This is a genomic window from Paraburkholderia diazotrophica, assembly GCF_038900755.1.
Lineage (GTDB): Bacteria > Pseudomonadota > Gammaproteobacteria > Burkholderiales > Burkholderiaceae > Paraburkholderia > Paraburkholderia diazotrophica_A.
This window is the reverse complement of the sequence record NZ_JBBPEN010000010.1, coordinates 147,942-160,763: the sequence shown is the minus strand read 5'-3', so window position 1 is coordinate 160,763 and position 12,822 is coordinate 147,942. Positions and strand designations below refer to the sequence as shown.

The 12,822-nt window shown below is 63.7% G+C and carries 12 protein-coding genes; 7 read left to right on the top strand and 5 right to left on the bottom strand.

The genetic code is table 11. The features are described from left to right. Positions 1–113 precede the first annotated feature (113 nt). Positions 114–2,006, top strand: a complete 1,893-nt coding sequence (gene htpG, locus AABE10_RS27715) for a molecular chaperone HtpG (RefSeq protein ID WP_342936405.1) — start codon at positions 114–116, stop codon at positions 2,004–2,006. 91 nt (positions 2,007–2,097) lie between these two features. Here the strand turns inward: htpG and AABE10_RS27710 are convergent, their stop codons facing one another. Beyond that, positions 2,098–2,364 carry a hypothetical protein gene (locus AABE10_RS27710; protein ID WP_342936404.1) on the bottom strand — a complete coding sequence of 89 codons (267 nt, stop codon included), beginning with the start codon at positions 2,362–2,364 and terminating at the stop codon, positions 2,098–2,100. A gap of 186 nt (positions 2,365–2,550) precedes the next feature. Between AABE10_RS27710 and AABE10_RS27705 the strand changes: the two genes are divergently transcribed. The 6 genes from AABE10_RS27705 to AABE10_RS27680 all read left to right on the top strand — a co-directional run bounded on the left by AABE10_RS27705 (position 2,551) and on the right by AABE10_RS27680 (position 8,242). Then, positions 2,551–3,249 carry a chorismate--pyruvate lyase family protein gene (locus AABE10_RS27705; RefSeq protein WP_342936403.1) on the top strand — a complete coding sequence of 233 codons (699 nt, stop codon included), beginning with the start codon at positions 2,551–2,553 and terminating at the stop codon, positions 3,247–3,249. Next, complete coding sequence (locus AABE10_RS27700) at positions 3,249–3,722, top strand: DNA-deoxyinosine glycosylase (protein WP_342936402.1); 474 nt, start codon at positions 3,249–3,251, stop codon at positions 3,720–3,722. The genes AABE10_RS27705 and AABE10_RS27700 overlap by 1 nt, the downstream gene beginning before the upstream one ends. Further along, complete coding sequence (locus tag AABE10_RS27695; protein WP_342936401.1) at positions 3,719–4,636, top strand: spermidine synthase; 918 nt, start codon at positions 3,719–3,721, stop codon at positions 4,634–4,636. Before AABE10_RS27700 ends, AABE10_RS27695 begins: the two co-directional genes overlap by 4 nt. 419 nt (positions 4,637–5,055) lie before the next feature. Beyond that, positions 5,056–5,283 carry a DUF3311 domain-containing protein gene (locus AABE10_RS27690; RefSeq protein WP_087734490.1) on the top strand — a complete coding sequence of 76 codons (228 nt, stop codon included), beginning with the start codon at positions 5,056–5,058 and terminating at the stop codon, positions 5,281–5,283. After that, a complete protein-coding gene (gene mctP, locus AABE10_RS27685; protein WP_342936400.1) occupies positions 5,280–6,833 on the top strand; it encodes a monocarboxylate uptake permease MctP in 1,554 nt (517 codons plus the stop codon). The genes AABE10_RS27690 and mctP overlap by 4 nt, the downstream gene beginning before the upstream one ends. A 179-nt stretch (positions 6,834–7,012) precedes the next feature. After that, positions 7,013–8,242, top strand: coding sequence for an FUSC family protein (locus AABE10_RS27680; protein WP_342936399.1), 1,230 nt, complete (start codon positions 7,013–7,015; stop codon positions 8,240–8,242). Between the two features lie 32 nt (positions 8,243–8,274). Here the strand turns inward: AABE10_RS27680 and AABE10_RS27675 are convergent, their stop codons facing one another. From AABE10_RS27675 to AABE10_RS27660, 4 genes are all read right to left on the bottom strand, one after another. Next, entirely contained in the window at positions 8,275–8,709 is a 435-nt protein-coding gene (locus AABE10_RS27675) for a VOC family protein (RefSeq protein WP_342936398.1), read from the bottom strand. 257 nt (positions 8,710–8,966) lie between these two features. Next, on the bottom strand, positions 8,967–9,920 hold the full coding sequence (gene tal, locus AABE10_RS27670) for a transaldolase (RefSeq protein ID WP_342936397.1): 954 nt from the start codon (positions 9,918–9,920) through the stop codon (positions 8,967–8,969). A 303-nt stretch (positions 9,921–10,223) separates the two neighbouring features. Continuing rightward, complete coding sequence (locus AABE10_RS27665; RefSeq protein ID WP_342936396.1) at positions 10,224–11,438, bottom strand: benzoate/H(+) symporter BenE family transporter; 1,215 nt, start codon at positions 11,436–11,438, stop codon at positions 10,224–10,226. A gap of 166 nt (positions 11,439–11,604) precedes the next feature. After that, positions 11,605–12,780, bottom strand: a complete 1,176-nt coding sequence (locus tag AABE10_RS27660; RefSeq protein WP_342936395.1) for a VWA domain-containing protein — start codon at positions 12,778–12,780, stop codon at positions 11,605–11,607. Positions 12,781–12,822: the final 42 nt, after the last annotated feature.

Genomic DNA, 12,822 nt, shown 5'->3' with positions numbered 1-12,822 from the left:
CTCTTGAATCGGCGGCGCACGACCCCATCTGAGCGCGCAAAGTCCGTGTCGAACGCCATCGGCACGGGCATCGTCTGCTTCGAATCAACCTGCAACGGAAAGGGAAAACGACCATGGCACAAGAAACCATGAGCTTCCAGGCAGAAGTGAAACAGCTTCTGCACCTGATGATTCACTCGCTGTACAGCAACAAGGAAATCTTCCTGCGCGAACTGATCTCGAACGCATCGGACGCGGCGGACAAGCTGCGCTTCGAAGCGATCGCGAACAACGCGCTGTACGAGAACGATCCGAACCTGCGCATCCGCGTGTCGTTCGACAAGACGGCCCGCACGGTCAGCATCGACGACAACGGCATCGGCATGAGCCGCGACGAAACGATTTCGCACCTCGGCACGATCGCGCGCTCGGGCACGAAGGAATTCTTCGGCAAGCTGTCGGGCGACCAGCAGAAGGATGCGGCGCTGATCGGCCAGTTCGGCGTCGGCTTCTATTCGGGCTTCATTGTCGCGGACAAGATCACCGTGGAGACGCGCCGCGCCGGCCTGCCGGTCTCGGAAGGCGTGCGCTGGGTGAGCTCGGGCGAGGGCGATTTCGCGGTTGAAACCATCGAGCGCGCGCAACGCGGCACGACGATCACGCTGCATCTGCGCGCCGACGAAGACGAACTGCTGTCCACGTACAAGCTGAAGTCGATCATCCAGAAGTACTCGGATCACGTCGCGCTGCCCATCCTGATGCAGAAGGAAGAGTGGGACGCCGAGAAGAGCGAAATGGTCGCGAAGGACGAGGACGAGACCGTCAACCAGGCGAGCGCGCTGTGGACGCGCGCAAAGAACGACATCACCGAAGAGCAGTACAAGCAGTTCTACCAGCACCTGTCGCACGATCACCAGGATCCGCTGACGTGGACGCACAACCGCGTCGAAGGCCGCAGCGAGTACACGCAACTGCTGTACGTGCCGGCGCACGCGCCGTTCGATATGTGGAACCGCGATCATCGCGGCGGCCTCAAGCTCTACGTGAAGCGTGTCTTCATCATGGACGACGCCGAGCAACTGCTGCCCTCGTATCTGCGTTTCGTGAAGGGCGTCGTCGATTCGAGCGACCTGCCGCTGAACGTGTCGCGTGAATTGCTGCAGGAAAGCCGCGACGTGAAGGCGATCCGCGAAGGCGTGACCAAGCGCGCGCTGTCGATGCTCGAAGATCTGGCCAATTCGGAAGAAACGGCCGGCAAGGAAAAGTACGCGACGTTCTGGAAGGAATTCGGCCAGGTGCTGAAGGAAGGCATTGGCGAGGACTTCTCGAACAAGGAACGCATCGCGAAGCTCGCGCGTTTCGCGTCGACGCATAACGACTCGTCCGAGCAGAACGTGTCGCTGACGGATTACGTCGCGCGCATGAAGCCCGAGCAGACGAAGATCTACTATGTGACAGCGGATACGTATCAGGCCGCGAAGAACAGCCCGCATCTCGAAGTGTTCCGCAAGAAGGGCGTCGAAGTACTGTTGCTGACCGATCGCGTCGACGAATGGATGCTGTCGTTCCTTCAGGACTTCGACGGCAAGCCGCTGCAAAGCGTCGCGCGCGGCGACCTCGATCTCGGCCAGCTGAACGACGAGGAAAAGCAGGCGCAGGAGAAGGTCAGCGAAGAGCTGAAGCCGCTCGTCGAGCGCATGAAGGAGACGCTCAAGGACAAGGCGAAAGACGTGCGTCTGACGTTCCGCCTGACCGATTCGCCGTCGTGCCTCGTCGCCGATGAAGGCGACATGAGCGGCTATCTGCAGCGCATGCTGAAGGCCGCGGGGCAGAATGCGCCGGCGATGCACCCGATTCTCGAAGTGAATCCGGAACATGCGCTGGTGAAGAACCTCAGCGCCGACAACGCGAATTTCGACGACTGGTGCCACCTTTTGTTCGATCAGGCGTTGCTGGCCGAAGGCGGTTCGCTCGAAGATCCGGCGAGTTTCGTGAAGCGCACGAACGCGCTGTTGCTGGCGCGCTGACGCGCGTTGCCCGATAAAGGGGCGAAGAGAGGAAATGCGCTGCTTCGGCAGCGCATTTTTTTGCATGCGCCGTACGCGCGGCGATGTGCGATTAGCGCTGTGGCGATGCGCCATTCAGCTTGCGCACCTGAGCCAGCACCGACCCCGCGAGTTCTTTCGCTTCGGCGCATGCCTGCGCGTCGCCGAGCACATGCGCGGCGACCTTGCCGATGGCCGCGCTCGTGTGCTTCGTCGTGTGACGCTGCGCGAGCGCGGAGGCGGCGAGTTCCTTTTCGATCTTCGATGCGGCGGAACGCTTGAGCACGATCGCGGCGAGATGCGCGACGCGGTCCGACGTGGCTTTGTCCTGAGCGGTCAATTGAAGCTCCCTGGGTTGTGGATAAAAGGCCGTGCATGAGCGCACAGCGCTCGCCGGTTATCTTCATCGTTTGGTGGGCGCTTTGAACGGCGAATGGTCCGAATCGCGCGGCGGAATGGTCGGTGAATCCGTGCGGACATGGCATCTCGAAGACCTGCTTTTTCTGGCCACCCTATAATGCCGGCCATGTCTATTCGTTTCGATGCTGCCGACGCCCATTGGCGCGTCGCGCCCCTTCCAGGTTTTTCGACCGATCAAAAAGACTGGCTCACGCGCGGTGGTTCGCTGACCGCGCATTTGCGCACCCTCGGCGTGGTGGTCGTGCGCGTGACGCGCGAAGCCGTCGACTTGCCCTATGACGACGAGTACGCCGCGCTCGGCATCGCGCCGCGCACGCCCGTGTGGGTGCGCGAAGTGGCGTTGTCGGTGGACGGCACGCCGTTCGTCGCCGCGCACAGCATTGTGCCGCTCACGGCGAGCACGGGCGTTTGGCAGGCAATGCGGCGTCTGCGCACGCGGCCGCTCGCGGAGCTGTTGTATAGCGACAGCAGCGTGTCGCGTTCGTCGCTGGTGAGCCGGCGCGTGACGGCGCGGCATCCGCTGTACCGGCTCGCGTCGAAAGAAACGGGCGGCGCGCGCGTGCATGCGCTCGTCGCGCGGCGTTCGGTGTTCGAGCGCTATGGCGAGCCGCTGATGGTCACTGAATGCATGCTGCCCGCGCTGTGGGCGAAGCTCGCGATGGACGGCGACGGGCATGCATACGGGCGGATCGCGCAGTCCGTGCCGCGCGATCATGGCCAGGCGCTCGGTCACACGGCGTCGCGCGCGGATGTCAACGCAAAACGCGTCGAAAAGCGGGTCGACAAGCGCGAGGGGGCCCGCTGATGTTGCGCGGCTTTCCACCCGTCGTCGCCGAGAGCACGCATACGCTGATACTCGGCAGTTTTCCCGGCGAGGCGTCGCTCGCGGCGACCCAGTACTACGCGCATCCGCGCAACCAGTTCTGGCGCTTGCTCGGCGCGGTGATCGGCGAACCGCTGGCGGAACTCGATTACCCCACGCGCCTCGAGCACGTGCTGAAGCATGGCATCGGCGTGTGGGACGTGCTGGCCGCGTGCACGCGCGAGGGCAGTCTCGATGCCGCGATCCGCAACGCGACGCCCAACGACTTCGCATCGCTGCGCGAGTACGCGCCGAAGCTCGCGAAGGTTTGCTTCAACGGCAAGACAGCGGGCCGCTTTGCGACCGTGATCGCCGCGGCCGGCTACGAAACCCTCGTGCTGCCGTCGTCGAGCCCTGCGAATGCTATGCTCTCGTTCGACCAAAAATTGCGCCTGTGGCGCGACATCCTTACATGACGAAACTGATCAAGCGCGCTTCGGCCGAGGCGCGTGCTTTCCGCAACAAAGAATCCGCAGTCTCGAAGCAAAGAATTTCGCGCGCGAAAACGCGTGCCGCGCGTGACGAGGACGACTTCGCCGGCGTCGCGAAGGCTTCGATGATCGAAGCGCCGCGCAAGCCGCGCTTTGCGCCCGTCACGTTCTCGGAACAGGGCGGCGTGCGCTATCTGCACTTCGGCACGGAATGGGTGCAGGGCGCCATGCGTCTGTCGAAGCCCGATCACATCGAACTCGAATATGCGCAGCAAATGATGGCCTGGCTGCTGTTCCTCGAAACGCCCAAGCGCATCGTGCAACTCGGACTCGGCACGGGCTCGCTGACGAAGTTCGCGCATCGCTTCCTGAAGCGCGCGAAGGTCGAAGCCGTCGAGCTGAATCCCGCTGTCGTGATCGCGGCGCGCACGATGTTCGGCCTGCCCGCCGACGACGCGCGTCTCAACGTGCGCGAGACGGATGCATGGGAGTTCGTCAACGATCGCGAGAACCACGGCACGATCGGCGCATTGCAGATCGATCTGTACGACGCGACCGCGCGCGGCCCCGTGCTCGACAGCGTCGCGTTCTATCGCGCGGCACGCGCATGCCTGGCGCAAGCGGGCGTCGTCACCGTCAACCTGTTCGGCGACCATCCGAGCTTCGTGCGCAACATGAAGCGGTTGAATGAAGCCTTCGACGGACGCGTCGTCGCGTTGCCGGAAGTGCACGACGGCAACCGCATCGCGATTGCGTTCTCGGGGCCCGCCATCGACGTGCCGTTCACGCAGTTGCAGGCGCGCGCGAAGCTCGTCGAAGCGCAACTCGCGTTGCCGGCGCGCAAGTGGGTCAAGGCCTTGCAGGAGTCGACGGGTCAGAACGGCACGTTCGCGGTCTGACGCGCGTCGGCATTCGAGCGCAACAAGAACGCAACAAGAACGCAACGAAGAACGCAACAAGCGACGCCATCACGAACGGCGTCGGCCCCGCGCTGGTGCAACGCCGGCGCGCAACCGCCGTGCCATCGACGGCACGGCGGAATCAAGGCGACTATGCAACGCGGCTTTCGCTCAACCGCACTCGACGCAGCGCGTCCAACGAAGCGGCAGAAGTTTCCGCTTCGGTCTCCCGTCCCACATTCCCCAACGTTTCTCCTATTGACAACACCGTTGCGTTTAGGGTCAGCCCTGCTTGACCGGTCGTTCGCCACTCCGATACTCTTTCGATGCTTTCGGGGAGCCTGAGCTGTTATCCACAGCCGGGTCCATCCGCCCGCCAAACACGGGCCACAATTCAATAAAAGGAAAGAGGAGACGTCATGGCTCACGACGCCGCCGCCAACAAGGCCAGCAAGCACTGGCTCTGGCTGTTGCTGCTGCCCTGGATCGCGATGATCTGGGTGCCGTCATACAACAAGGTCGAACCGCAACTGTTCGACTTCCCGTTCTTCTACTGGTATCAGCTGCTGTGGGTGCTGATCAGCGCCGTGATCACCGCGCTGGTGTACTTCAAGACGAAGACCCGCTCGAAGGGAGGCGCACGATGAATGCAATCGCAACCTTCGTCTTCGTGCTGTTCTTCATCGGCGTCACGATTCTCGGCTTCGTCGCGGCCCACTGGCGGCGCGGCGATCTCGCGCACCTGGAAGAGTGGGGCCTCGGTGGCCGGCGCTTCGGCACGGTTGTCACATGGTTCCTGCTGGGCGGCGACCTCTATACGGCGTACACCTTCGTCGCCGTGCCGGCGCTCGTGTTCGGCGCGGGCGCGACGGGCTTCTTCGCGCTGCCTTATACGATCCTGATCTATCCGTTCGCGTTCGTCGTGTTCCCGAAGCTGTGGAGCATCGCCAAGCGCCAGGGCTACGTGACGTCCGCCGACTTCGTCAGCGCGCGCTACGGCAGCCGCATGCTCGCGCTCGCCATTGCCGTGACGGGCATCGTCGCGACGATGCCGTACATCGCGCTGCAACTGGTCGGCATCGAAGTGGTGATCGGCGCGCTCGGCTTCGACACGACGGGCTTCGTCGGCGATCTGCCGCTGATCATCGCGTTCGCGATCCTCGCGGCCTACACGTATACGTCGGGCCTGCGCGCGCCGGCGATGATCGCCGTCGTCAAGGACGTGCTGATCTACATCACGATCGCTGCCGCGATCATCGTGATTCCGCCGCAATTGGGCGGCTTCGGCCACATCTTCAGTGCTGTGCCGCCGGCCAAGCTGCTGCTCAAGGCCCCCGACGTGTCGAGCCTGAACGGCTATAGCGCGTACGCGACACTGGCCGTGGGATCGGCGCTCGCGCTGTTCCTGTATCCGCACTCGGTGACGGCGATTCTGTCGTCGTCGTCCGGCAATACGATCCGCCGCAACATGGCGATGCTGCCCGCGTACTCGCTGGTGCTCGGCCTGCTCGCGCTGCTCGGCTTCATGGCACTTGCCGCGGGCGTGAAGGACATGCCGGAGTTCGCGCCGTACTTCAAGGCCTTCGGCCCGAACTTCGCGGTGCCGGCGCTGTTCCTGCACTTCTTCCCGTCGTGGTTCGTCGGCGTCGCGTTCGCGGCGATCGGCATCGGCGCGCTGGTGCCCGCCGCGATCATGTCGATTGCAGCGGCGAACCTGTACACGCGCAACATCCACAAGGAGTTCGTCAACCGCAACATGACGCACGAGCAGGAAACGAACATCGCGAAGCTGGTGTCGCTGATCGTAAAGGTGGGCGCCGTGGCGTTCATTCTCGGCCTGCCGCTCACGTATGCGATCCAGTTGCAACTGCTCGGCGGCATCTGGATCATCCAGACGCTGCCCGCAATCGTGCTCGGCCTCTATACGCGTGTGCTCGACTATCGCGGCCTGCTGCTCGGCTGGGCGGCGGGCATTGCCGTCGGCACATGGATGGCGATCTCGCTGAAACTCGCGGGTTCGATCTATACGATCCACATCGGCGGTCTGGCAATTCCGGGTTACGCGGCCGTCTGGTCGCTGATCGTCAACCTCGTCGTGTCGATCGTCGTCAGCTTCGCCGTGCGCGCAGCGGGCATGAAGCACGCGGAAGACCGCACGAGTCCGGAAGATTATCTGGACCACCCGCTCGAAAGCTGATCGCGCCGTTTGCGCGTTCCGCATCACACGAAGCCCGCAGCCACGCTGCGGGCTTTTTTGTCGGCACGGTGCGGCCTGGCGGTCTCCGGCGGTCTCCAGCGGTCTCCAGCGGTCTCCTGCCGATGACGCTCACATCGTTTATGCTCATCCGATGGCTTCGATCCAACGTGAGATAACCGATGGCATTAGCCGACCCGCATTCGAATCCGTCACGTAAGCGCAGCGACAAGCCGCCCGTCTCGCACGACGCCGCCACCGCGCGCCTCGCGCCGCGCCGCACGCGCATCGGACGGATCGCGCGCGCGATCACGTCGCCGTACTACCGCTATCGGCACGCGAAGTTCTTTCATAGCCTGCGCGTCGGTCTCGCGATGCTCGTGTCGATTCTCGCGACGACGGGCATCGACATTCCGCATGGCATCTGGTCGTCGGTGACGCTGCTGGTGGTGATAGGCGGGCTGCAGCATCACGGCAATATCCGCAAGAAGGCGGCGGAGCGCGCGGCGGGCACGCTGCTCGGCGCGGCGCTCGGGCTTGCGCTGATCCTGCAACAGAACCTGTTCGACTCGCTGCCGCTCACGTATGTGCTGATGTCGGCGATTGCTGCCGTCTGCGCGTGGTTCGCGATCGGCACGGCTGGCTACGTCGCGCTGCTGACGGCGATCACGATGTGCATCGTCGCGGGCCACGGCGACAACATGATCGATACGGGCCTGTGGCGAACGCTGAACGTGCTGATCGGCATCGTGATCGCGCTCGCGTTTTCGTTCGCGCTGCCGCTGCACGCAACCTATTCGTGGCGATATCTGCTCGCCGACAATCTGCGCGAGTGCGCGCGCCTCTACGCGCGAATGATGACGGGCGTGTCCATCGGCAGCGACGAGCAGGTGGCCGCGTTCATCCGCATGGGCAAGCGGCTCGTGCAACTGCGCTCGCTGATGCCGTCGGTGGCGAAGGAAATCGACTTTCCCATTGCGCGGCTCGACGACATCCAGCGTCTGCATCGCTCGATGCTGAGCGCGCTGGAAATGCTGTCGACGGGTACGCTCGCGCACGCGGAAATACGCGAAGCGTTTGCGCACGAGTGCGGCGAGGAGGCGAACGCGGTGCGCATGACGCTGCTTGCGAGCGCGCGTGCGTTGCGCTTCGCGGGCGCGACGCAGTTCGGGATGCCGAAGGGGGTTTCAGCGGACACACTGGCTTGCCCGGCTGCCGACGCGACGGCACGAAGCGCAGATGGGCCGTTGGGCGCGCAGGATTTGCACAAAGAAATGGCCCCTGAGTTGCAGGGGCCGTACTGGCTTGCGCAGCGCTTTGCGGAACAGGTCGAGCGCATGCGCGCGTTGCTGGCTGCTGCCGAAGCGAACTGGAATATCGAAGGCGGAGATCGCGAGCACGCTGCGCGCTGATCCGCTTGCCGATCCGATATTCGGCGTTGGGATCAGCTCGGGTGCTTGTCCCCTTCGTGCGGGTTCGTGACCATCCACATCACGCCGAACCTGTCGATGGCCATGCCGAAGCCGCTGCTCCAGAACGTTGCCTGCCACGGCATCACGACGTTGCCGCCTTCCGAAATCGCCTTGAACGTTTTTTCGCCTTGCGACGGGTCGTCGACGGTGATCGACAGGCTGTAGCCCGAGTGTGTAACGGGCGTTCCGTCGCAATTGCCATCCGACGCCATCAGTTCCGTCGAACCGATCCTGAACGTCGAATGCATGATTTTTTCTTCGGTGCCCGGACGGATCGGCTGCTCAGGGCTCGGCGGCGCATCCTTGAAGCGCATCTGGAACACCACCTGCGCGCCGAGCTTCTCACCGTAGAACTTCAGCGCTTCTTCACAGCGGCCATTGAAAAACAGATAGGGTTGGATTTGCATCGATGTCTCCACTCAATTGACGTGTCGTTCCATGCGAACGCGCAGCGACGCATTCGTGTCAACGATTGTAGTCGTCGCGAGAGCGTCGAATGTGAAACTGTGTTGACCGAAGCAATGCGCGCGGCGGGCCGACGGCGCGCGAAGAACTCGCAAGAAAGCAGGCGCAAAAAAGCGTATAAAAAACGCGCACAAAAAAACGCGCGCGGCCTTGCGGGCCGCGCGCGCCACTGTTGCGCCGTGAAAGGATGCGACGCCGATCAGCGCAGCGCGTCGATCACCTTTTCGAGCTTGATCGCGTCCGCTGCGAACACACGGATGCCTTCCGACAGCTTTTCGGTCGCCATCGCGTCTTCGTTGACGAGGAAGCGGAACGACGGCTCGTCCGTCGGCACGCGCGCGATCTCGGCGTTCTTGCTCGCATCCGGCGACAGCTTGCGCTCGACCTTGTCGGTGCTGTCGTGCAGCTTTTGCAGCAGATCCGGGCTGATCGTCAGCAGATCGCAGCCCGCCAGTTCGGTGATCTGGCTCGTCGTGCGGAAGCTCGCGCCCATCACTTCCGTCGGGTAGCCGAACTTCTTGTAGTACGCATAGATGCGGCGCACCGACTGCACGCCCGGATCGTTCGCGCCGCCGTCGCGCGCTTCGTCCCAGTTGCTGCCGGCGCTCTTCTTGTACCAGTCGTAGATGCGGCCGACGAACGGCGAGATCAGTTGCGCGCCCGCTTCCGCACACGCGACGGCTTGCGGCAGCGAGAACAGCAGCGTCATGTTGCACTTGACGCCTTCCTTCTGCAGCACCTCGGCCGCGCGGATGCCTTCCCACGTCGACGCGAGCTTGATCAGCACGCGCTCGCGGCCGATGCCATGCGCTTCGTACATCTTGATGAGTTCATGCGCCTTGTCGATCGACGCTTTCGTGTCGAACGACAGGCGTGCGTCGACTTCCGTCGATACGCGGCCCGGAACTATCTTCAGGATTTCGGTGCCGAAGGCGATCAACAGGTTGTCGATGATTGCGCTGACGGGCTTCGACGCGTGGTCGCGCACCGTCTTTTCGAGCAGCGGCTTGTATTCGTCCTTCTGCACGGCCTTCAGGACCAGCGACGGGTTCGTCGTCGCGTCCTGCGGCTTGTATTGCGCGAGTTGCTGGAAGTCGCCGGTATCCGCGACGACCTTGGTGTATTGCTTGAGTTGATCGAGTGCAGTAGTCATGTCGAGCCTTCGCTTCGGGGCGCACGCGCGCCATGGTCCAGGGAAATGATGACGCCGCGCGAGGCCGCCGCCAGCAAGCAAACGGCCACGCATGCGCGTCACCGGCAGTGTCCACGCCGCAAGCCGGAAATGTTACCGTGGAACGCCGCCCGATACTTCTATTCTATGGCGGATTGGGTGATGCTGGTTTGACAGGTACGCGCCTCTGTCCGTTCGCGCCAGGGCGCCAGGCGCTTTCCGCCTTTGGGTCTGGCTGTCCGCAGCGCCGCGTGGTCGTTCGCGTTTCGCGCATTGGACGCGCGGTCATGCGCGCCGCGCGTTCAGCACGAATTGCGTGACCAGGCCCGCGACGAGCCCCCAGAACGCCGAGCCGATCGACAGCAGCGTGAGTCCCGAGGCCGTCACCATGAACGTGACGAGCGCGGCTTCACGCTGCCGTGCGTCGTGCATCGCGTTCGTGAGCCCGCTCATGATCGAGCCGAACAGCGCGAGCGCCGCGACCGACACCACGAGCGCTTTCGGCAGCGAGCCGAAGAGGGCGGCGATCGTCGCGCCGAAGATGCCCGCGATCAGATAGAACATCCCGCACCAGACGGCCGCCATATAGCGCTTCGAGCGGTCTTCGTGCGCCTCGCGGCCCGTGCAGATCGCGGCTGTGATCGCGGCGAGATTCACGCCGTGCGAGCCGAACGGCGCGAGCAGCAGCGACGCGATGCCCGTCGTCGCGATCAGCGGCGCGGACGGCGTCTGGTAGCCATCGGCGCGCAGCACGGCGATGCCGGGCACGTTCTGCGAAGCCATCGCCACGACGAAGAGCGGAATGCCGACGCTGACGATCGCCGACAGCGAGAACGCGGGCACGGTCAGCACGGGCACGGCGAACGCCACGCGGAAAGCGCTGAAGTCGAGCAGACCCAGCGCGCCTGCAACGGCCGTGCCGACCACCAGCGTCGCGGGAATCGCATAGCGCGGCGCGAAACGCTTGATCACGAGGTAGGTGAAGAACATCGCGAGCACGAGCGCCGTCTGGAATTGCGCGGCGCGAAAAATCTCGATGCCGATCTCGAACAGGATGCCCGCGAGCAGGGCCGCCGCGATGCCCGCCGGAATCTTTCTCATCAGCGTATCGAACCAGCCCGTGAGGCCCACGACCGTCAGCAGCAGTGCACAGACGATGAATGCGCCTATCGCTTCGGGATACGCGACATGCGGCAGCGACGAAACGAGCAGCGCCGCGCCCGGCGTCGACCATGCAATGACGATGGGCGCGCGAAAGCGCAGCGACAGTCCGATCGTGCACAGCGCCATGCCCATCGACAGCGCCCAGATCCACGACGAAATCTGCGCATCCGTCAGATGCGCGGCGCGGCCTGCCTGGAACATCAGCACGAGCGAACTGGTGTAGCCCGTCATCATCGCGACGAAGCCGGCGACGAGCGCGGACAGCGACGTGTCGGTGAATGGACTGAGCGGCGCGCGCGTGGCCGTGGAGAAATCGGGGGAGGAAGGGGTGGTCATCCTGCGTGTCTCTTATCGTGCGTTATGGGTGGTGCTTTGATGGGCGGTGCATTAAGGGGCGATACGTTGTTGCGGCGCCGTTGCCGCGCGGCGCGCGACGAAGCGCGAGCGGGCGCGCTGCGTCCGCTATCGTCGCCCGCGTTCGGACGTCGAAGACCGGTGGCGTTTACTTGCTCAGCACGCGCATCGCGGTTTCGAGCCCGGCGAGCGTGAGCGGATACATCCGGTGGCCGAGCACTTCGCGGATCACCGAAACCGACTGCCGATACTCCCACAAGCCTTCGGGCTCCGGGTTGAGCCACGCGTGATGCGGGAAATGATCGGCGATCCGGCGCAGCCACACGGCGCCCGCTTCGGCGTTGTTGTACTCGACCGAGCCGCCCGGCTGCAGCACTTCGTACGGACTCATCGTCGCGTCGCCGACGAAGATCAGTTTGTAGTCGGGCGTGAACTTGTGCAGCATATCCCACGTCGCGAGCCGCTCGACGTGCCGGCGGCGGTTGTTCTTCCACAGGAAATCGTAGACGCAGTTGTGGAAGTAGTAGAACTCGAGGTGCTTGAACTCGGCCTTCGCCGCCGAAAACAGTTCTTCCGTGCGCTTGATGTGATCGTCCATCGATCCGCCGACGTCGAGCAGCATCAGCACCTTCACGTTGTTGTGCCGCTCGGGGACCATCTTCAGATCGAGCCAGCCGGCGTTAGCGGCCGTGCTGCGGATCGTGTCGGGCAAGTCGAGCTCTTCGGCGGCGCCTTCGCGCGCGAAGCGTCGCAGCCGGCGCAGCGCGACCTTGATGTTGCGCGTGCCGATCTCGACCTGGTCGTCGTAATCGCGATACGCACGCTGGTCCCACACCTTGACGGCCGTCCGGTTGCCCGACGAGTCGCCGCCGATGCGAATGCCCTCCGGGTTGTAGCCGCCGTTGCCGAACGGCGACGTGCCGCCCGTGCCGATCCATTTGCTGCCGCCTTCGTGACGGCCTTTCTGTTCGTCGAACAGTTCTTTCAGGCGCTCCATCAGCTTGTCGAGGCCGCCCATCTTTTCGATCTGCGCTTTTTCTTCCGCGCTCAGGTCGCGTTGCAGCTTCTTCTTCAGCCAGTCCAGAGGGACGTCGAACGCGAGATCCGACTTCTGCGCGACGCCGTTGAAATACGCGCCGAACGCCTGATCGAACTTGTCGAAATACTGCTCGTCCTTCACGAGCGTCATGCGCGCGAGGTAGTAGAACTCGTCCAGCGACGGCTCGATCACGCTTTCCTTCAGCGCTTCGAGCAGCGTCAGGTATTCCTTCACGGAGACGGGCAGCTTCGCGGCGCGCAGCGTGTAGAAAAAGTCGATCAGCATGCTGTCGTCTCCGGGCTTTCCACGTGAATGCCTTTTACCAGC